General features: G+C 62.8%; 17 protein-coding genes. 9 read left to right on the top strand and 8 right to left on the bottom strand.

The annotated features are described in order from the left end of the window. The first annotated feature begins 3 nt into the window (after positions 1-3). The 4 genes from AC4BCN_RS04530 to bamE are packed head-to-tail and all read left to right on the top strand — an operon-like array spanning position 4 to position 1,975. Positions 4-465 carry a GNAT family N-acetyltransferase gene (locus AC4BCN_RS04530; protein ID WP_490492671.1) on the top strand — a complete coding sequence of 154 codons (462 nt, stop codon included), beginning with the start codon at positions 4-6 and terminating at the stop codon, positions 463-465. After that, on the top strand, positions 462-821 hold the full coding sequence (locus AC4BCN_RS04525; protein WP_490492670.1) for a nucleotide pyrophosphohydrolase: 360 nt from the start codon (positions 462-464) through the stop codon (positions 819-821). The genes AC4BCN_RS04530 and AC4BCN_RS04525 overlap by 4 nt, the downstream gene beginning before the upstream one ends. Before the next feature lie 60 nt (positions 822-881). Continuing rightward, complete coding sequence (locus tag AC4BCN_RS04520; protein ID WP_490492669.1) at positions 882-1,670, top strand: hypothetical protein; 789 nt, start codon at positions 882-884, stop codon at positions 1,668-1,670. Then, the gene (gene bamE / locus AC4BCN_RS04515) at positions 1,667-1,975 is read left to right on the top strand and encodes an outer membrane protein assembly factor BamE domain-containing protein (RefSeq protein ID WP_490492668.1); all 309 of its coding nucleotides are present in this window, start codon (positions 1,667-1,669) and stop codon (positions 1,973-1,975) included. The genes AC4BCN_RS04520 and bamE overlap by 4 nt, the downstream gene beginning before the upstream one ends. 70 nt (positions 1,976-2,045) lie before the next feature. Here the strand turns inward: bamE and AC4BCN_RS04510 are convergent, their stop codons facing one another. The 3 genes from AC4BCN_RS04510 to AC4BCN_RS04500 form a co-directional block, all read right to left on the bottom strand. Then, complete coding sequence (locus tag AC4BCN_RS04510) at positions 2,046-3,701, bottom strand: methyl-accepting chemotaxis protein (RefSeq protein WP_490492667.1); 1,656 nt, start codon at positions 3,699-3,701, stop codon at positions 2,046-2,048. Between the two features lie 436 nt (positions 3,702-4,137). Then, positions 4,138-6,291 (bottom strand): DEAD/DEAH box helicase, encoded by a 2,154-nt coding sequence (locus AC4BCN_RS04505; RefSeq protein WP_490492666.1) that lies wholly within the window; start codon positions 6,289-6,291, stop codon positions 4,138-4,140. A 200-nt stretch (positions 6,292-6,491) separates the two neighbouring features. Then, positions 6,492-7,373 (bottom strand): alpha/beta fold hydrolase, encoded by an 882-nt coding sequence (locus tag AC4BCN_RS04500; protein ID WP_456148409.1) that lies wholly within the window; start codon positions 7,371-7,373, stop codon positions 6,492-6,494. A gap of 135 nt (positions 7,374-7,508) precedes the next feature. On the opposite strand from AC4BCN_RS04500, the gene AC4BCN_RS04495 reads away from it, so the two are divergent. Next, a complete protein-coding gene (locus tag AC4BCN_RS04495) occupies positions 7,509-9,125 on the top strand; it encodes a M28 family peptidase (protein ID WP_490492665.1) in 1,617 nt (538 codons plus the stop codon). 135 nt (positions 9,126-9,260) lie between these two features. Here the strand turns inward: AC4BCN_RS04495 and AC4BCN_RS04490 are convergent, their stop codons facing one another. The 3 genes from AC4BCN_RS04490 to AC4BCN_RS04480 form a co-directional block, all read right to left on the bottom strand. After that, on the bottom strand, positions 9,261-9,677 hold the full coding sequence (locus AC4BCN_RS04490) for an SRPBCC family protein (RefSeq protein WP_046682194.1): 417 nt from the start codon (positions 9,675-9,677) through the stop codon (positions 9,261-9,263). A 140-nt stretch (positions 9,678-9,817) separates the two neighbouring features. After that, complete coding sequence (locus AC4BCN_RS04485) at positions 9,818-10,516, bottom strand: dienelactone hydrolase family protein (RefSeq protein WP_331778540.1); 699 nt, start codon at positions 10,514-10,516, stop codon at positions 9,818-9,820. An 88-nt stretch (positions 10,517-10,604) separates the two neighbouring features. Continuing rightward, positions 10,605-13,538, bottom strand: a complete 2,934-nt coding sequence (locus tag AC4BCN_RS04480) for a DUF6701 domain-containing protein (RefSeq protein ID WP_490492664.1) — start codon at positions 13,536-13,538, stop codon at positions 10,605-10,607. A gap of 115 nt (positions 13,539-13,653) precedes the next feature. Here AC4BCN_RS04480 and AC4BCN_RS04475 point away from each other — a divergent pair, with 115 nt between their 5' ends. After that, the gene (locus AC4BCN_RS04475; protein ID WP_139092606.1) at positions 13,654-14,658 is read left to right on the top strand and encodes a GlxA family transcriptional regulator; all 1,005 of its coding nucleotides are present in this window, start codon (positions 13,654-13,656) and stop codon (positions 14,656-14,658) included. Between the two features lie 4 nt (positions 14,659-14,662). Here AC4BCN_RS04475 and AC4BCN_RS04470 read toward each other — a convergent pair whose 3' ends face one another. Together AC4BCN_RS04470 and AC4BCN_RS04465 are read right to left on the bottom strand one after the other, a co-directional pair. Continuing rightward, a complete protein-coding gene (locus AC4BCN_RS04470) occupies positions 14,663-14,896 on the bottom strand; it encodes a hypothetical protein (RefSeq protein ID WP_034784311.1) in 234 nt (77 codons plus the stop codon). A gap of 132 nt (positions 14,897-15,028) precedes the next feature. Continuing rightward, positions 15,029-16,135 carry an S-(hydroxymethyl)glutathione dehydrogenase/class III alcohol dehydrogenase gene (locus tag AC4BCN_RS04465; RefSeq protein WP_485880207.1) on the bottom strand — a complete coding sequence of 369 codons (1,107 nt, stop codon included), beginning with the start codon at positions 16,133-16,135 and terminating at the stop codon, positions 15,029-15,031. Between the two features lie 213 nt (positions 16,136-16,348). Here AC4BCN_RS04465 and AC4BCN_RS04460 point away from each other — a divergent pair, with 213 nt between their 5' ends. From AC4BCN_RS04460 to AC4BCN_RS04450, 3 genes are all read left to right on the top strand, one after another. Beyond that, a complete protein-coding gene (locus AC4BCN_RS04460) occupies positions 16,349-17,809 on the top strand; it encodes a PQQ-dependent sugar dehydrogenase (RefSeq protein WP_490492663.1) in 1,461 nt (486 codons plus the stop codon). A 169-nt stretch (positions 17,810-17,978) separates the two neighbouring features. Continuing rightward, positions 17,979-18,422 (top strand): thioesterase family protein, encoded by a 444-nt coding sequence (locus AC4BCN_RS04455; protein WP_034753479.1) that lies wholly within the window; start codon positions 17,979-17,981, stop codon positions 18,420-18,422. A gap of 60 nt (positions 18,423-18,482) precedes the next feature. Then, positions 18,483-19,268 (top strand): substrate-binding periplasmic protein, encoded by a 786-nt coding sequence (locus AC4BCN_RS04450; protein ID WP_490492662.1) that lies wholly within the window; start codon positions 18,483-18,485, stop codon positions 19,266-19,268.

The following is a 19,268-nucleotide window of genomic DNA, read 5'->3' as shown; positions in this document are numbered from 1 at the left end:
CCCATGACCATCCGCCTGGAATCGCCGCAGCAAGACGACGTGCAAACCCTGATCGCCGAGCTTGACGCCTACCAACAGACCCTGTATCCGGCCGAGTGCGTCTACTCGCTGGACCTGGCGTCCGTGCCGCCTGATACCCTGCTGTTTGCCGTCGCCCGCGATGCGGCAGGCGCGGCGCGCGCTTGCGGCGCCATCGTCGTCACGCCCGATTTCGGCGAGGTCAAGCGCATGTACGTGCACCCGGACAGCCGCGGCCTGGGCCTGGCCAAGCGCCTGCTGGCCCTGCTGGAAGAGCAGGCGCTGGCGCGCGGCTGCCGCTTGCTGACGTTAGAGACGGGCATCCACCAGCCCGAAGCCATCGCCCTGTACGCGCGCCACGGCTACCAGCGGCGCGGGCCGTACGGCGACTATCCCGACGATCCGTTCAGTGTCTTCATGGAAAAACCGCTGCAGGTGGCGGCATGAACGCGCCTGCCGACAGCCTGCTTGACATCCGGACGCGCCTGCGCGCCTTTGCCGAAGAACGCGACTGGGATCAGTTCCACACGCCGAAAAACCTGGCCATGGCCCTGTCCGTCGAAGTGGCGGAACTGGCCGAGCACTACCAGTGGCTGCCCACGGGCGCGGACGCCGAGCTGGACGAGGCCAAACGCACGGGCATCCGCCATGAACTGGCCGACGTGCTGATGTACCTGGTGCGCCTGGCCGACAAGAGCGGCGTCGACCTGCACGCGGCCGTACTGGAAAAGATGGAACTCAATGCGCAGAAATACCCGGCGCAGCAGGTGCGTGGCGACGCCCGCAAATATAGCGAATACTGAACGAATACTGAGTCACCCACCCGTGCGTGGCTGATGTGCAAAAAAGCGTAGCATCCAGCCATGCGCATTCCTATTTCCCTGCTGCTTGCCTGCCTGCTCCCTGGCCCGGTTGCCCTGGCGCAAACCGCACCCGTGCCGCAGGTCAAAGTGGACGCCACGCGCGACCCCGTCGATAAATCCTACCGCAAGATGCTGCAGGGCGTGGACCGCTTCGAGCGCGACCGCGCGCTGGCGCCGCAAGCGAGCCTGCGCTTTCGCCTGCTGCCGCGCCAGCCTGGCGTGGACATGACGGGCGTGCGGCTGCGCATCGCCGGCGATACCGTCAGCATCCCGTTACCCTTGGCAGAGGACAACAGCTTTGCCCCCGTGCGCAATGCGCAAGCGGCGCGCGAAGACGCGGTGCTGATCGCCAACCGCAAGGCCACCACCATGAGCTGGCGCGCGCAAGTGATCACGCCCGGCTTGCCGCCCGGCATGCGGCGCCTGGGCGACCTGCGCCTGGAATGCCGCGCCGGCATGGATTCGGGCCTGATCTCGAACGACCCGCAAATCATCGCCTGGCTGTCCAGCATGCTCTACAGCACGGACAAGGTCTGTTCCGAGCCGGACGGCAATTACCTGTTCTTCACGGAGCGGCCCCTGTTCGGCGTGACCCTCGTGCATGGCGAGCGCCGCCTGGCGTTGCCGTTCACGATGCTGTACGCGGGCGGCGAGCAGACGCCCGCCTCGCTGCCCTATTGCGATTGCCAAGTACTGCTCGACCGCACGTATTACGCGCCCCTGTGGGATGCCAGCTGGCCCGACGACACCCTGCTGGAATTTACTTACATGGACGAGGTGGCGCCATGAAATGGCTGCTGTCCGCCATGCTGATGCTGCTGGCCGCCTGCTCCGGCACGCGCGCCTTGCAGGCAAGCAAGAACGTGCCTTACGCAACCCTGGAACAGACGGTGCAACCGGGCAGCAGCACGCGCGAACAGGTGCGCGCCGCGCTGGGAGAGAGCACGTCCATCCGCTTCGACAGCGGCAATGAAGTCTGGATGTACACCTACCCGGCCGTTTCGGGCGCGCAGGGAGAATACGTGATTCTGTTTGGCGGGGATGGGGTGGTGAAGAAGGTGCGCAGCGGAGAGGTGTATCGGGTGAAGCAGTAAAAGTACCCAAAAAGCAAAACCTGCGGTCGTACCCGACGGGTACGACCCCGGCCTTTCGCCGTTGGGGTAATTAGCGTGCCTTCAGCAAGGCCCTTGCCGCCACGCCCGCGCCCACGCTGCGTCCCACGCCAGCCGTCTTGCGCTTGGGCGACGCCTTCAATTTGAAGATGCCGATCGACTGGGCCACGCTGTCGGTGCGCTGCGCCAGGCTGGTGGCGGCGGCGGCCGCCTGCTCCACCAGCGCCGCATTCTGCTGCGTGATGCCATCCATGTGGATGACGGCCTGGTTGACTTGCCCGATGCCCTGGTTCTGCTCGCGCGTGGTCGAGGAAATCTCGTCCATTACTTCCGTCACGCGGGCTACCGAGGCGATCACCTCCGTCATGGTGGCGCCCGCATTGCTGGTCAGCACGCTGCCCGCGTTCACGGTGGCGATCGAATGATCGATCAGGTTTTTCACTTCTTTCGCCGCTGTTGCCGAGCGCTGCGCCAGGCTGCGCACTTCGCCGGCCACGACGGCGAAACCGCGGCCATGTTCGCCCGCGCGGGCCGCTTCCACGGCCGCGTTCAAGGCGAGGATATTCGTCTGAAAGGCGATGCCGTCAATCAAGCCGATGATGTCGAGAATCTTGCGCGACGAGGTGCTGATCTCGTCCATCGTGGTCACCACTTCGCTGACGATGGTGCCGCCCTTGGCCGCGACGGTAGACGCCTGCGCCGCCAGCTTATTGGCCGTGTCCACGTGGTCGGCGCTGTTCTGCACCGTGGAAGTCAGCTCTTCCATGCTGGCCGCCGTCTGTTCGAGGCTGGACGCCTGCGATTCCGTGCGGCTGGACAAATCCATATTGCCCGTGGCGATCTCGGCCGTGGTGACGCGGATATCCTCGAAGTTGGCGCGCACGTCGCCGATGATGCTGTGCAGATTGATATTCGTCTGGCGCAAGGCCGCCATCAATTGGCCCATGTCGTCGTCGCGCACCTTGTCGATGACGCCCGTCAAGTCGCCGCCAGCCATCTTGCGCGCCACCGTGATGGCCTCGCCCAGCGGTGCGACGAGGGAACTGTGCAGGTGGGCCCAGAAATACAGCATCAGCGCCACGGCCGCGGCGGCGGCGCCGCTGAGCCAGCTGCGCGTGGCCGTGCTCGTGTCGCCATCGATATTCCACACGGCGCAGCCGAGAATGGCCAGCACCACGCCGAAGACGATGCAATGCAGGGCCAGGTCTTGCGACAGGGTCAGCTTGCGCCACCCGGCCAGCTTGGCGGCCCAGCCCTGGCGCACGACGCGGCCATTGCGGATCGCCAAGTTGGCGCTATTGCCGTCTTTAAAACTTTTATACAGGGCTGCCGCTTCGTTGATCTGCTCGCGCGTGGGCTTGGTGCGCACGGACATATAGCCGATCGGGCGGCCGTTTTCGATGACGGGCGTGATATTGGCGAAGACCCAGTAGAAATCGCCATTCTTGCAGCGGTTCTTGACCATGCCGGTCCATGGCATGCCCGTCTTGATGGTGTCCCACAAGTCGGCAAACGCTTCGGCCGGCATATCGGGATGACGCAGAATATTCTGTGGCGCACCCAGCAGTTCCATTTCTGAAAAACCGCTGACTTCAATGAAATACTGATTGGCGTAATTGATGTTTCCCTGTAAATCCGTTGTGGAAACAATCGTCATGCCTTCATTTAATACGTATTCATTTTGCGTGATAGGCGTATTGACCCGCATCGTCGCTCCTCTATTTTTATCAACTAGCATAACAAAATCATAAAAACAATATACCACATCAAGCACCCATGATATATCTCCCCGGCGACAGTGACACTGGTCAAATAATTTAATAAAAGCCAATTCATTTATGTTTTAGAATTTACTTTGACTCAACTTGATTGATTTTATTGAATGTAAAATTCAAATTGCGCGCAGAGACAATAATTAATAAAAAATTATTTGTTGGCGCGACAGGTAATAAATACGGCGTACGCACCGATAAAAAGGCGCAAGGGAACTGGCGCAATGGCCGGAACATGGCGACGCCTGCTGCCAACAATAACGCGGCAACAATATTCATTTCTTGAGGGAAAATAAAAACTGGCGCGAATGCGCCAGTAGGGGAACTGTCTCCAATCCGCGACACAGGCGCCGGAGCGCCCGTGGGGATGGCTTACTTGTAGGTCTTACGGGGAGGCGACTTCGGACGCGGTGGCGCAGGCTTGCGCTCCGTCGTCCCGTCGTCGAGGCTGATGCGCAGTTTCTGGCCCGAGACCACGACCGATTTCAGATGGTCGAGGATTTCCGGCGGCATGCCTTCCGGCAGGTCCAGCACGCTGAAGTTGTCAAAGATATCGATACGGCCGATATGCTTGGCTTCCAGGTTCGCTTCGTTGGCGATGGCGCCGACGATGTTGCTTGGCGTCACGGAGTGCTCGCGGCCCACTTCAATGCGGTAGGCCGTCACGCCTGGGCGTGGACGTTCCTTCTTCGGCGCGCGCGGCGCAGGGGCTGCGTCGCCCGCATCCGCAGGCGCATCCTTGAACGCTGGCGCGGACTTGGCGGCGAACGGCTTGCGCGGCGCGGCTGGCGGTGCCAGGTCCGGCGCGTCGCCGTCGCGGCTGATGCGCAGCTGCTGGCCCGCGACCCACACGGTTTTCAGCTGGTCCAGCAATTCTTTCGGCATGCTGTCCGGCAAGTCCAGGACACTATAGTCGTCATAGATTTCGATGCGGCCGATGTTTTTCGAATCGATGCCCGCTTCGTTGGCAATGGCGCCCACGATATTGCCTGGTTTCACGCCATGTTGATGACCAACTTCAATGCGGAAGGTCTGCATGCCGGCGTCGGCTGGACGCTGGATGCGTTCCTTTTTCGGGAAGGCCGGACGTTCGCTGCGCTCGTTGCGGTCGAAGCGGTCATTGCGTTCGAAACGGTCGTGGCGGTCAAAACGGTCTTGGCGCACTGGACGGTCGTCTTGCCACGTGGCTTGCTCGCGCGCCTTGTTCTTGTCCAGCAGCAGCGGCACATTGCCACGCGCCATCTTCGCCAGGGCGGCGGCGATTTCAATGGCGGGAATGTTTTGTTCGCGTTCGAAATCCTCGATCAGCGACTGGAACTGCTCCAGTTCGCCCAGGGCCAGGGTTTCGCTGATCTGTTCCTTGAACTTGGCGATACGCACGTCGTTGACGGCCTGGATCGTTGGCAGTTCCAGCATGCCGATCGGCTGGCGGGTCGAGCGTTCGATGGCTTTCAACAAGTTCTTTTCACGCGGAGTGATGAACAAAATCGCTTCGCCGCTGCGGCCGGCGCGGCCCGTGCGGCCGATGCGGTGGGTATAGCTTTCCGGATCGTGCGGCACGTCGTAGTTGACGACGTGGCTGATGCGCTCGACGTCCAGGCCGCGGGCGGCCACGTCGGTTGCCACGAGGATGTCGATCTTGCCGTCTTTCAACTGCTGGATCGTGCGCTCGCGCTGGGCTTGCTGGATGTCGCCATTGATGGCGGCAGCCGAGAAGCCACGGGCTTGCAGCTTGCCGGCCAGCTCTTCCGTGCCCAGCTTGGTGCGGGCGAAAATGATCATGCCGTCAAACGCTTCCGCTTCCAGGATGCGGGTCAGCGCGTCGAGCTTGTGCATGCCCGACACCAGCCAGTAGCGCTGGCGGATGTTGTCGGCCGTGCCCGTCTTGGCGGCGACCGTCACTTCGGCCGGGTTCACCAGGTAGGTCGTGGCGATGCGCTTGATGACGGAAGGCATGGTGGCCGAGAACAACGCCGTTTGATGGCCTTCCGGGGTTTCTTTCAAGATACGTTCGACGTCGTCGATAAAGCCCATGCGCAGCATTTCATCGGCTTCGTCGAGCACCAGGGTTTTCAGCTTGGACAGGTCGAGCGAACCCTTGTCCAGGTGATCGATGACGCGGCCTGGGGTGCCGACGATGACGTGCACGCCGCGGCGCAGGGCCGACAGTTGCGGGCCGTAGCTTTGGCCGCCGTAGATCGGCAGCACGTGGAAGCCGGGGATGTGGGCGGCGTACACCTGGAATGCTTCGGCGACCTGGATGGCCAGTTCGCGCGTCGGTGCCAGGACCAGGGCTTGGGGTGAGCTTTGTTTCAGATCGATGCGCGACAGGATAGGCAAGGCGAAGGCGGCGGTTTTACCCGTGCCCGTTTGTGCCTGGCCCAGCACGTCGCGGTTCGCGAGCAATAATGGAATCGTGGCCGCCTGGATAGGCGACGGTGTTTCGTAACCGACATCCTTGAGCGCGCGAATCAGCGGCTCGCTCAGGTTAAGGTCGGAAAATAAGGAAATTGGTGTATCAGACATGAAATCACTCACAAGTTCGCTCGAATCGCCCAATGCGAAAGAGTGTATCCGCTAGTTTACTCTTTACTGGACCTTACCGGGTGGAACGGGGCGGCAGAACGCCATTTTTTGCAGTCTAAAACGCAGAAAAATCGGCGATCCGCACGCAATTGGTGCAAAAACCAAGCAATATTATGTGTTTTGCAATAGATTCGACTACTTTACAGATGCGCCTCGATATTGCTTGCCGCATCGACCGAGTGGCGCAAAAATTCCAGCAAGTCCTCGTTCAGCCTGTCCTTGTGCGTCGTCGCCAGGCCGTGCGGCGCGCCCGCATACACGAGCAGCTTGCTGCCGATGATGAGTTCGGCAGTGCGCCGCGCCGAGGCGGCGATCGGCACGATCTGGTCGTCGTCGCCATGGATCACCAGGGTCGGCACGTCGAATTTGGCCAGGTCCGCCGTAAAATCCGTCTCGGAAAATTGCTTGATGCACAGGTAGGATGCCGGCATGCCCGCCTGCATGCCTTGCCGCCAGAAACCGTCGCGCACGCCCTGCGACGGCTTCGCATCGGGCCGGTTGTAGCCATAGAAGGCCTCGCTCAAGTCCTGGAAAAACTGGCTGCGGTCGGCTTGCACGCCGGCGCGGATGGCGTCAAATGTGGACAGGGGCAAGCCCAGCGGGTTTTCCGTGGTTTGCAGCATCAGCGGCGGCACGGCGCCCACCAGCACGGCGCCCGCCAGGCGCCCGGTGCCATGGCGGCCGATGTAGCGCGCCACCTCGCCGCCGCCCGTCGAATGGCCGACGAGGGTGGCGCCCGCCAGGTCCAGCGCGTCGATCAGGGCAGCCAGGTCGTCGGCATAGGTATCCATGTCGTTGCCATCGAACGGCTGGCTCGAGCGGCCATGGCCGCGCCGGTCATGCGCGATGACGCGGTAGCCGCGCGAGGCCAGATAAAACATCTGGTCTTCCCACGCGTCGGACGACAATGGCCAGCCGTGGCTGAAGACGACGGGCGGGCCGCTGCCCCAGTCCTTGTAGTGGATCAATGTGCCGTCGGCGGTACGCAGGGTATTGCTCGATTGCAAGTCAGTGGCAGTCATGGAACGCTCCTTGTCGGTGGACGAGCAGCCATTGTGGCCGCAATCGGCCCGCGCGCGCCGCGCGCTACGCCAAGGCATTGCGGTAGAGTAAGATTGTCGCTGCTTTGCTTTCCCGTATTCACTTTTGGAGTCGTCATGCGCTTTCCCCTCGTCCTTGCCGCCAGCCTGTTCAGCACGGCCGCCATCGCTCAACCGCTCGTGGCCGAAGCGCCCTTGCGCGCCCACCTGTCCTTCCTGGCCGACGATTTACTGGAAGGACGCGGCACGGGCCAGCGCGGCGGCGACCTGGCCGTGCGCTACCTGGAAACGCAGGCGGCCGTGGCCGGCCTGCAGCCGTTGAAAGATGGCACATACCGCCAGGCGCTGACCATCGTCGGCAGCAAGGCCTTGCCATCGAGCAAAGTCACGTTCAGCGCGGGCGGCAAGACCTTGTCTCCCGCCTTCGGCAAGGACATCGTCTTTGGCGCGGCAAATGGCCAGCAGAAAGTGGCGTTCGACGCGCCCGTCGTGTTCGCCGGCTACGGCATCCGCGCGCCAGAAGAAAACTGGGACGATTTCAAGGGCGTCGACCTGAAGGGCAAGCTCGTCATCATGATGGTCAACGACCCGCAACCCATAAGCGCCGAACCGCAGCGCTTCGCCGGCAAGTCGCTGACCTATTACGGCCGCTGGGTCTACAAGTACGAGGAAGCGCTGCGCCAGGGCGCCGCCGGCGTGCTGCTGATACACACGACGGCATCGGCTTCGTATCCGTGGTCGGTACCGGCCAACGGTTTCGGCCATGAACGCTTCAACCTGGCCGGTGCGGGCAATGCGATGGAAGGCTGGCTGCAGGAAGACATGGCGCGCACGCTGTTCCAGGGGGGCGGACAGGACCTGGACGCCTTGCGCGCGCAGGCGGAAACGCGCGAGTTCCGCCCCGTGGCCCTGAACGCCACGGTCAAGGTGGCGCTCGACAGCCAGGTGCGCAGCATCGAGCAATTCAACGTGGCCGGCATCGTGCCGGGCACGGATCCGAAATTGAAGGACGAGGCCGTCATTTACTCGGCCCACTGGGACCACCTGGGCAAGGATGACGAAGGCAGCCAGCGCGCTGGCCAGAGCGACCACATCTACAACGGCGCCATCGACAACGCCTCGGGCGCGGCCGCCTTGCTGGCCATGGCGCAAGTGGCCGTGAAACAGCCGGCGCGCCGCACGCAGATCTTCCTGTGGCCGGCCGGCGAAGAAACGGGCATGCTGGGCAGCACGGCCTACACGCGCGCGCCCCTGTGGCCGCTGGCCAAGACGGCCGCCGACCTGAACCTCGACAGCATGAATTTTGTCGGCAAGACGCACGACATCGGCGTGGCCGGCGCCGAACGCAGCAGCCTGTACGCGAGCGCAGCCAAGGTCGCCAAGCGCATGGGCCTGCGTCTGGCACCGACCATCCCTGACCTGTCCGGCGCGTTTTACCGAGCCGACCATTTTGCGTTTGCCAAGGCTGGCGTGCCCGCCTTCAACGTGGGCTCGGCCGTGTTTTCCGGCGACGGCTCGTTCGACTTCGTCCAGGAGCCGAAAGCGTCGGGCGAGCGCCTGGTGGCCTTTAAAAAGGACTACCACCAGGTCACCGACGAGTACAACCCGTCGTGGGACTTGTCGGGCATGGTGCAGCAGGCGCAGTTCACCCTGAACCTCGGCTATGAAGTGGCGAACGACAAGAATTTGCCGGTATGGAACAAGGGCGAAGCGTTTGGGAAGGTAAAACGGTAAGCATCATGAAAAACACCGGCCTGTGCCGGTGTTTTTACAAGCGTGCCGGCCACAATCCCGTAGGTTGGATTAGCGGCGCAGCCGCGTAATCCGACAACATTGTTAGCGCCGGTGGGAATGCCGGATTGCGCGGCTTCAGATTGCCATGATGCGTTTCAGATCGACGAACGCTGTTTCGTATAAATGCTGGAACGCGCCGGTCATGACCTCTTCCACGCCTTCGGCCGCGTCGAATTCGCTCGACCATTCGGCCACGCACTCGTTCGCGCCCGGCTCGCCCGTGACGCGCAAGGTGGAACGGTAGTTCTTGACGGGGATCGGCCCCGAGACGATGGTGTAGCTGTAGCTCTTGTCCGCTTCGCTGTAGCTTTGCAGGCGTTCTGCGATGATGGCGCCGTCCGTGGTTTTCAGACGGCGCACGCGGCCGCCGTGCTCGGACAGGCTGGTCTTGATCGAGCTCGACCATTCAGCCAGCGACTGGAAGCCGCCGATAAAATCCCACACTCGTTCGGCGCTTGCCGCCAATGTTACAGAAACAATTACTTGGGCCATCTTTAATTCGGTTCCTCATCCAGGTTTGCCGGGCGCCGCGCCCGGCCGGCCGGAGTTGCCCGGCACAGCCGCTATTTTAGCGCCCATGCCGCTTTGCTGCTGAGCAAACTATGGCAACTGGCCAGCCTGGGGTGGCTGTCTTACAGGTTTTCCGCCAGGAAAATCAACGAATTGCCATGCGCCTGGGCGGCGGCGCGCTGCTGGTAGCTGTCGCGGTGGGTGCAGTTGAAACCGTGCTCGGCGCTTGGGTAGATATGGATTTCCACGTCTTGGCGGTCTTCGAAGCGCTCGGCGATCTTTTGCACGGCTTCCGGCGGAATATGGCTGTCCTGGCCGCCGAAATGCATGAGCAGCGGCACCTTGATCTGGTCGGCCAGGTCCAGCTTGTTCTGGATGCCGCCGCCGTAATAGGCGATGGCCGCATCGACGAGACCAGCCGCGGCCGCCTGATACGACAGCCGGCCGCCGAAGCAGTAGCCGACCGAAGCCAGCTTGCCCGTCACTTCCGGACGCGCGCGCAGGGCGGCGATGGTGGCGGCGATATCGGCGTCGGCCTGCGGATTGTCGGTGGCCTGCATCAGCTCAACGGCGCGCTTCCAGCCGTCCGCGTCATAGCCCAGCTCGATGTGCGCGCCGGCGCGCCAGAACAGGTCCGGCACCAGCACCACGTAGCCATCGGCCGCATACTGGTCAGCCACGGCGCGGATATGTTCGTTGACGCCGAAAATTTCCTGCAACAGGATGATGGCGGGACCCTTGCCCACGTGCGGCACGGCCAGGTAAGCCTGGAAGCTGCCGTCCGGGCCGGCGATATCGATCCACTGCGAAGTTGTGCTCATAGAAAACTCCAGTCTGAGGTTGGGGGGAATGCCACAGCCAGCCATGTTACTGGTTTTTCGCGCTGTCTGCGCCTGCCCTTGGTACAGGCTAATACATCTCGCGCAGGTAAATCACGGGGCCCGATTTGAAGACGCCGAAGACGACGGTGCCCACAGTGCTGGCCAGGTAAGAATGGCTGCCGACGGAAACGTCCACGCTGCCGGCATTGCCGGCGCCGGGCGCCAGCAAGGTCAGGAGATTGGTTTGCGACAATGCGCCTTGGACGACGGTATATGTCCGGTCATCAACGGCCAGCTTGGCGCAGTCCAGCGTTTTCTTGCAATTGGCCAGCACCACATCCGGCTTCTTCATCGCACTGATGCTGTCGAGCAGATTCGTGACCCACTTCGTCCCATTCCAGTACTGGACTTGCACGGCCAGCCTGACGGGCAACAACTCGGAACCATAGCCGTGGGGCACCATCCATTGCCCCGACAGCACAGTCATTCGGGCCTCGTTCTGTATCACTGCCGAGCTTGAGCTGACGATGGCGCCGCCGGGATAGGTGCTGCTGGCGCGCAAGCGCACGTCGGTAGGTGCCACCTTCAGCGGCACGCCGGCCTTGCCCGGAAAACGGTAGGCGACCATGGGCAGGGCAACGCCGAGGGTAAATTTCGCGGGCGCCACGCCGGTGACGGTGGTTTGCGCCTTGCTGCCGTCGGTAAGCCGGCTGCTGCCATCGGGGGTACTCGGCGGAAAGGAAATCGTGCCCGTGGCCGCATCGAGGCCTTCGAGCAGCACGGGCGCCAGGACGCTCGGGACGCGGTCGTCATAGTTTTTGGTCGGCGTCCCGCCCAAGGCGCGCGCCGTCACGCGCACGCCTATCGCCTGCCCAGAATACGCGTAGCGGCCTGTCGCCCCATCGTTGGCGCAGGTGAGCGGCGACGCGCACGGCGTGGCGATGCCGGCGGGAGCGCCGGTCTTCACCAGTTCCGTAATGAAGTGGTGCGGGATGAACTGCACCTCCCCGCTCACGCCCGAAGCCTTGAGCAAGGCCGGCACAGCAAGGTTGGCATCCAGGTAGCCGTTGGGGTTGGCCAGATTGAAGGCGATGGTGATGGTGCCCACTTCCGGCCAGTTCATGTCGCTGCTGACAACGCTGCCATTCGTAAAGACCACGCCACCCTGCATGGCCGGCTTGGCTGGTGTGTCCGGCGCGGCGATCTCGCTGGTCGTCGGCCTGACCAGGCTGGCCAGTGTCGGCAGCGCCGTCTCCGCCGGATTTTCATTGCCGAAGTTCGGCGTCACGGCGCCCGCGCTATTGAGCGCGCGCATGCTGACCGCCACTGCCGCGCCTGCGCGCTGGGGGCTGGTCATGACGGGGACGCTGAACGCGGCGGGCACGACGGTAACATTACCGATGCCCGTCATGCTCAAGCCGGCGTCGCCGGTTGTGGCCGACCCCGTATAAGTGGCCTTCAAATTCAGTTGCCCCACGTCCGCATACGACATGATGGCGGTGGCGACGCCCTGATCGTTGAACGCCAGGTTGACGTTCGCGCCCGCCGTGCTGCAGGCGCTTGTGCTGTTCGATGCCAGTGGCACGAACGCCCCAGTTCCCTGCACGAAAACAGGCAGGGTACCGCTGGCGGGATTGCCATAGCTGCAAGCGAGATTCAGGGTCTTGCTGGTATTTTTGAACAGGGGCACGCAAGCTTGCGGGGTCGCACTGGGGGGCGCCTGCACGGCGCTGATGCCGAACGCCTTTTGCGTGCCAGAAACATGATTGACGGGAATAACCGTCAATCCTGTCGCCGCAAAGCTCATGTCGCAGCTGCTGCTGTTGTCCGAAGCACGCTTGCATACAAGCGCGCCCGTGGTACCGGGCACGCTCGTCAGGCTCAGGGTGGCCGTGCCGACCGTGTACTGGCGCACGCTGGCCGTCGCCACGCCGGTGTTGCCTATCTGCGTCGCCGTGCCGCCAGGGCTGACGGTGACATTCACGCCGTTCGTGTACTTGGCGCTGCAGGCGGCATCCGCGCATGCCGTCACCGTCACCGTCTGTGGCGCGCACGTCAGGGCATTGCCCGAATGCTCGATCTGGAAATGGTGGGCGCCTTCCGGGGTGCCTGGCCCACATTTCGGGCCATTCCGCTCACCCACGGGATAACCGCTGTTGTTCGTCACGCAGCTGCACGGATACGACGGTGTATAGGTTTTGCAAGTGATGGTTTGCTGCACCCGGCCCTGCCAGCCCAGGGTGATGTGGTCGACCTTGGCGTTGCCCGTGATATAGGCGTTGGACGAGTCGAGCGTTACCTCGCCAGCGTCCACATTGCCCTTGATGCCATTGCCGGAGGCGATCGACAAGGAATTGCTTGCCTCCACGTCGCCGGTGACGAGCAGGCCGGACGCTTTCAGGTCGATCGTCGGCGATTTCAGGTTGCCCGTCACCTGGCTGCCGGAGCCGATGGTCAGCGAAGTGGTCGCCGTGATATCGCCCTGGATGCGGGTACTGGCGGCCAGGATATTGACGATGGTGCCGCTGATCGGCCCGTTGATGACCGAACCCGAAGCGATTTCCACCGGCCCTTTGGCGCTGATCTTGCCCGTCACCGTGACGTTGTTCGAGCCCATCTTGATGCTGGTGGCGGAGATATTCGCCGTAATCGTCTGTTCCTGCGCGCCCAGGAAGAAAGTACCGCCGTCGGCCGTCAAGCTCCCCCCCGTCACCTTCAGGTTCGGCGGATTGATATCCTTGATATCGAGATTGCCCTTGACCGTCAGCGCGGCGTTGCCGCTCATCGTCAAGCCCTGGTTATAGCTCATCGACAAGGAACTGTTGACCGTCACGCCATACGCGCTGCCGATGACGATGACGTCGGTAGAACCGAGCGCCAGCGACGAGCATGTGTATTGCAAGCCATCTTGGCTCAGGCTGCAGCCGCTGACGCCGCCGCCATTGAAGTTGAGCGTGGCCGCGTGGACAAGGGATGAGCCCAACAGCAAAGTCAGGGCGGCAAAAATGTGGAGTAAGCGCACGATATTCAGGAATCCGATCGGTGGGGAGCCAGCGGGCGCGCCGATTATTTCATGCTAACCTACGCCATCGCTGTTGTTGCATTATGGCAGTATTTATCCCCCTCGCGCATATCGCATGATCAAGCAAAGCCCCAAAGAATTTCCTCTGCGCACCGTCGACATCATCGTCTATCCCGGCTTCAAGGCGCTCGAAGCCATCGGCGCCATGAAGGTGTTTGACTACGCCAACACCCATCTGCGCCTGCGCAAGCTGCCCGGCGGCTACGACGTGCGCATCGCCTCGACGGCCATCGGCCCGGTCGAATCGGACACCCTGATGTCGCTGCACGCCAGCAAGGCGCTCGACGCCAGCCGCTTGCCCGACCTGGCCGTCATCGTCGGCTGCCACCACGTCGAGCAAGTCTTGCAGGACATCCCCGCCCTGGCCGCCTGGGTGGCCGAAGCGGCGCCCCGCATCGATACCCTGGCGGCCCTGTGCACGGGCTGCTTCTTCCTGGCCGAAGCCGGTGTGCTCGACGGCAAGAGCGCGGCCACGCACTGGAGCGCCGTGGACAGTCTGCGCCAGCGTTATCCATTGATACAGGTCAATGCCGATGCGATTTTCGTGCGGGAAGGGAAATTCTGGACGTCGGCGGGCGTGACGGCCGGCATCGACCTGGCGCTGGCGCTCGTGGAAGACGATTTCAGCCGCGATATCGCGCTGGAAGTGGCGCGCGACCTGGTTGTGTATTTGAAGCGGCCCGGCGGCCAGTCGCAGTTTTCCGTGCACCTGTCGAGCCAGATGACGACGCATCCGACCATCCGCCAGTTGCAGGGCTGGATCATGGAACATCTTGCCGACGAGCTCACCGTGCCGCTGCTGGCAGCCAGACTGGCCATGAGCGAGCGCAATTTTACGCGCGTGTTCCAGCGCGAAACGGGCACCAGCCCCACGGAATTCATCGACACGGCCCGCTTCGAAGTGGCGCGCCGTTTGCTGGAAGACAATGTGTCTTCCTTAAAACAGGTGGCCGTGCAGGCGGGCTTGCATAGCGAGGACAGGCTGCGCCGCCTGTTTCAAAAGAAACTCGCCATCACGCCGCGCGACTATCGCGAGCGCTTTTCCAGCACGGCTCGCTAGCAGGTCAGCGCGGCTTGCCGTGACGCACGTGGCGCGTGGCCAACTGGCGGCTCTGCCGGGCCAGCGGTGTAAACAGGAGTGCGCACAGCAGATAGGTGGCCAGCAGCGCCAGCCAGATGGCGGGCGTGGCAAGGCTGGCGGCATTGCTCCACCACAAGGCCAGCAGGGAAGACAGGGCCGCGCCGAGGAAGACGGGCAGCATGCGGCGCAAGGTCGCGAGATAGGCAGTGGCAAACATGGACGGCTCCCAAAGCAAGGCGGTGATGTCTTCACACTAGCAGGGGCAGGCAGCGAAGTACAGCGTGCCGCCCTGCCCCGTCCGTCATGTGTTGCGCAATGAGTACAGTCCGATAAAATTAATACAACACGATTAATACAGGACCACGGAACGGATCGATTCGCCGCTCTTCATCAGGTCGAAGCCCTCATTGATGCGTTCGAGCGGCAAGCGGTGCGTGATCAGGTCATCAATGTTGAGCTTGCCTTCCATATACCAGTCGACGATCTTCGGCACGTCCGTGCGTCCCCGCGCGCCACCGAAGGCCGAACCGCGCCATTCGCGCCCCGTCACCAGCTGGAATGGACGGGTGGAAATTTCCTGGCCCGCCGCCGCGACACCGATGATGAACGATTTTCCCCAGCCCTTGTGCGTGCACTCGAGCGCCTGGCGCATCAAGTTGGTGTTGCCCACGCATTCGAACGAATAATCGGCGCCGCCGTCCGTCAGCTGCACGATGGCGTCGACGACGTTTTCCACTTCGTTCGGGTTGATGAAATGCGTCATGCCGAACTTGCGCGCGATGGCCTGGCGCGCCGGGTTGATGTCGATACCGATGATCTTGTCGGCGCCGACCATTTTCGCCGCCTGGATCACGTTCAGGCCGATGCCGCCCAGGCCGAACACGGCCACGTTGGCACCCGCTTCCACCTTGGCCGAGAACAGGACGGCGCCCACGCCCGTCGTCACGCCGCAGCCGATGTAGCACACCTTGTCGAATGGCGCGTCGGAACGGATCTTTGCGAGAGCGATTTCCGGCACGACGATGTAGTTCGAGAACGTGGACGTGCCCATGTAGTGGAACAGCGGCTGGCCATTGAGCGAGAAGCGGCTGGTGGCGTCCGGCATCAGTCCGCGGCCCTGCGTGGAACGGATGGCCTGGCACAGATTCGTCTTTTGCGACAGGCAGAACTTGCACTGGCGGCATTCCGGCGTGTACAGCGGGATGACGTGATCGTCCTTTTTCAGGGTCGTCACGCCAGGGCCCACGTCGACGACGACGCCGGCGCCTTCATGGCCGAGGATGGCAGGAAAAATGCCTTCCGGATCGGCGCCGGACAGGGTGTAGTAATCGGTATGGCAAATGCCCGTGGCTTTCAGCTCGACCAGCACTTCGCCGGCGCGCGGGCCGGCCAGGTCGACTTCTTCGATCGTCAGCGGGGCGCCCGCCTTCCAGGCAATCGCGGCTTTGGTTTTCATGTGTGTCATTCCTGCTCGGTTTCAGATGCGCCATTATCGGGCGCCAGCGGGCGCGGTGGCACAGCGGGCGCCGCGCTTGTCTGAAAACGCGGCGCATTTGTCCGATGGTGCCGCACGGTTGCGCCAGCTCAAACCTACATTGACAAAGACGCGCATTCTTGGCACAGGCTACCCGATTGAGCCACCGTTGCGCCGTTCCCGCAGGAGACTGACATGCGCGAGTTCCTTCCCCGCTTTCCCCGGCCCTGGCTGGCCCTGCTGCTGGCATGCTGCCTGGCCCTGCTGGCCGCCTGTGGCGGCGGTGGCGACGACGACCCCGCTCCCGGCCCCACCACGGGCAGCCTGACGGTCAGCATCGGCGGCTTGCCGGCCGGCGTAGCTGGTGCCGTCACGGTCACGGGACCTGCGTCCTACAGCAAGACATTGACGGCAAGCACCACCTTGACGGACCTGGTACCTGGCGCCTATACGCTCAACGCCGCCAGCGTGGCGCAAGGCACGGGACCGTTGGCGCCCACGCCCGTCACGCAGCAGGTACAAGTCAATGCGGGGGCGACGGCCAGCGCCAGCATCCAGTATGCGGTGGCCACGTCGCTGGCCTTGGGCCTGCAGGAGGTGGCCAGCGGCTTGAACATGCCCATCTTCCTCACGGCGCCGCCCGGCGACAGCCGTTTGTTCATCCTCGAACGGGCCGGCCGCATCCGCGTGGTACAAAATGGCAATCTGGTGGCCACGCCCTACCTCGACATCAGCGCCCTGACCACCACCAGCGGCGAGCGGGGTTTGCTGTCGATGGCCTTCCATCCGCAGTACGCCAGCAATGGCTATTTCTTCCTGTATTACACCAACCTGACCGGCGATATCGTCATCGAGCGTCGGCAGGTCTCGGCCGGCAACGCCAACGTGGCCGATCCCCTGTCCGCGCTGACCATCCTGACGATTCCCCACCCCACGTTCAACAACCACTATGGCGGCCTGCTCAGCTTTGGGCCGGACGGCTATCTGTATGCGGGCACGGGCGATGGCGGCGGCGCGGGCGACCCGCCACGCAACGCGCAAAACACGAATGCACTGCTGGGCAAGCTGCTGCGCCTGGACGTCAACGCCAGCAGCGCCGCCCAGCCGTACGCCATTCCGCCGGGCAACCCGTTTGCCACGGCAGGCGGGGCAGGCGGGCGCCCTGAAATCTGGGCCTACGGCTTGCGCAACCCGTGGCGCTATGCCTTCGACGTGCCAGCCCAGCTGCTGTACATCGCCGACGTGGGCCAGGCCAACCTGGAAGAAGTCGACGCGCGCCCCGTGGGTCAGGCGGGCAACAACTATGGCTGGAACATCATGGAAGGCACGCAGTGCTACAACAGCACCAGCTGCAACCAGGCAGGGCTGGTATTGCCCGCCATCACGTACAACAACGATACGGCCAACGGCTGTTCGATCACGGGCGGCTATGTGTACCGGGGAGCGGCCTTGCCGGAACTGACGGGGCAATACCTGTATTCGGATTACTGCAGCGCCTGGCTGAAGAGTTTCAGCTACAGCAATGGCACGGCATCGGCCGTGAAAGACTGGGGCATCACGAACGTGGGCAACATCCTGTCGTTCGGCCAGGATGCGCAAAACGAGCTGTACATGCTGAGCGGCACGGGCAAGGTGTACAAGATTGTACATAAATAAGCGTACGCAAAAAGATGGGCCAATAAGGTGGGCCAATAAGGTGGGCCAATGAGCATGTGCAAGCAGTCATGGCGACGCACGCCTGAGGCGGCGTTTTTCGACGGAGCGCGGGGAACCGGCTAGAATTGGTTTTTCCGCCGCGCCCTGCGCACCAGCCCAAGAGAACACCATGGCCCGTTTGAAACTTGAATTTCCCGAAGACCAGTACTGCTATTCCTCGCAACTGACGGTACGCACGACGGACATCAACGCCGGCAACCATCTCGGCAACGATTCCATGATTTCCATGATTTCCGAGGCGCGCGCCCGCTTCCTGTTCGAATATGGCGTGCGCGACATCGAAGCGGACGGCACCGGCATCATCGTCACCGACCTGGCCACCACCTACCGCGCCGAAGCCCATGCGCGCGACCAGCTGCTGTTCGAAGTGGGTGTCATGGATTTCAACAAGTATGGCGGCGACATCACCTTCCGCATCACGCGCCCGCGCGACAACACCCTGATCGCGATGGCCAAGTCCGGCTTTGTCTTCTTCAACTACAAGCGCAGCCAGGTCGTGCCCATGCCTGAAGAGTTCGGCAGCAAGTTCCCGCAGGTGAACTGGATCGATTGACAGCAGCTCAAGGCCGCCATGCTGTCTCCAAGCCAGGAAGATAATTAATTCCGGAGCGGTATGCAATTACCGATAAGGGCAGGACTGTGCCTCACTCTGGCGTTGTTGGGCGTCTTGCCCTGCGCCCTGGCCGCGCCGCAAACCGTCACGCTGTACGGCGATGATGACTACGCGCCGTACAGCTATGTGGAAAATGGTGTCTTCAAGGGCATGTATATCGACATCCTGCGCCAGGCGGCGGGCACGATGCCCGGCTACCGGCTGGAATTGCAGCCGCGCCCCTGGAAACGGGGGCTCGACGCGCTGGAAAAAGGCCAGGTTTTCGGCCTGTTTCCGCCCGGACGCAAGACGGAACGCTCGTACGTGCAACCATATTCGGCCGTGCTGCACCGCGAATCGGTGGTGCTGTTTTGCCATGACGCCGTCATGCGCACGCCGCGCACGCACTTCCCGACCGACTTTGCGGGCCTGACCATTGGCGTCAACACGGGTTTTTTGCTGTCGGAAAAGTTGATGGCGCCAGCCCGCCAGGGGCTGCTGCGCCTGGAAGCGGCCAAGGGGAATGAAGCGAACCTGAAGAAACTGGCCCTGCGGCGCATCGATTGCTACGCCAGCGACCGCGGCGCGGCACGCCACACGGCGCGCCAGCTTCAAGACGAACTGGCCGGCTACGGCTTTCAATTGCGCGAAGTGCTGGAATTGTCGTCCGAAGCCACCTACATCGCCTACAGCGCGCGCAACACGCCCGCCTACAAGGCCGATTTCATCGAGAGGATGAATGCCGCCCTGCTCGCCATGCGGCAGAACGGCGAGCTGGCGCGCATCGAAGGCGCTTACCTGCGCTGA

It is taken from the genome of Janthinobacterium sp. Bl 1 (genome assembly GCF_058215535.1).
The sequence above is the reverse complement of the archived record's forward strand: the minus strand, read 5'-3'. Positions and strand labels throughout refer to the sequence as shown.

Bases quoted from the DNA above. Each gene is read 5' to 3' on its own strand.
- AC4BCN_RS04530 (WP_490492671.1), top strand. From the start codon at position 4: ATGACCATCCGCCTGGAATCGCCGCAGCAAGACGACGTGCAAACCCTG.
- AC4BCN_RS04525 (WP_490492670.1), top strand. From the start codon at position 462: ATGAACGCGCCTGCCGACAGCCTGCTTGACATCCGGACGCGCCTGCGC.
- AC4BCN_RS04520 (WP_490492669.1), top strand. From the start codon at position 882: ATGCGCATTCCTATTTCCCTGCTGCTTGCCTGCCTGCTCCCTGGCCCG.
- bamE (WP_490492668.1), top strand. From the start codon at position 1,667: ATGAAATGGCTGCTGTCCGCCATGCTGATGCTGCTGGCCGCCTGCTCC.
- AC4BCN_RS04510 (WP_490492667.1), bottom strand. From the start codon at position 3,701: ATGCGGGTCAATACGCCTATCACGCAAAATGAATACGTATTAAATGAA.
- AC4BCN_RS04505 (WP_490492666.1), bottom strand. From the start codon at position 6,291: ATGTCTGATACACCAATTTCCTTATTTTCCGACCTTAACCTGAGCGAG.
- AC4BCN_RS04500 (WP_456148409.1), bottom strand. From the start codon at position 7,373: ATGACTGCCACTGACTTGCAATCGAGCAATACCCTGCGTACCGCCGAC.
- AC4BCN_RS04495 (WP_490492665.1), top strand. From the start codon at position 7,509: ATGCGCTTTCCCCTCGTCCTTGCCGCCAGCCTGTTCAGCACGGCCGCC.
- AC4BCN_RS04490 (WP_046682194.1), bottom strand. From the start codon at position 9,677: ATGGCCCAAGTAATTGTTTCTGTAACATTGGCGGCAAGCGCCGAACGA.
- AC4BCN_RS04485 (WP_331778540.1), bottom strand. From the start codon at position 10,516: ATGAGCACAACTTCGCAGTGGATCGATATCGCCGGCCCGGACGGCAGC.
- AC4BCN_RS04475 (WP_139092606.1), top strand. From the start codon at position 13,654: ATGATCAAGCAAAGCCCCAAAGAATTTCCTCTGCGCACCGTCGACATC.
- AC4BCN_RS04470 (WP_034784311.1), bottom strand. From the start codon at position 14,896: ATGTTTGCCACTGCCTATCTCGCGACCTTGCGCCGCATGCTGCCCGTC.
- AC4BCN_RS04465 (WP_485880207.1), bottom strand. From the start codon at position 16,135: ATGAAAACCAAAGCCGCGATTGCCTGGAAGGCGGGCGCCCCGCTGACG.
- AC4BCN_RS04460 (WP_490492663.1), top strand. From the start codon at position 16,349: ATGCGCGAGTTCCTTCCCCGCTTTCCCCGGCCCTGGCTGGCCCTGCTG.
- AC4BCN_RS04455 (WP_034753479.1), top strand. From the start codon at position 17,979: ATGGCCCGTTTGAAACTTGAATTTCCCGAAGACCAGTACTGCTATTCC.
- AC4BCN_RS04450 (WP_490492662.1), top strand. From the start codon at position 18,483: ATGCAATTACCGATAAGGGCAGGACTGTGCCTCACTCTGGCGTTGTTG.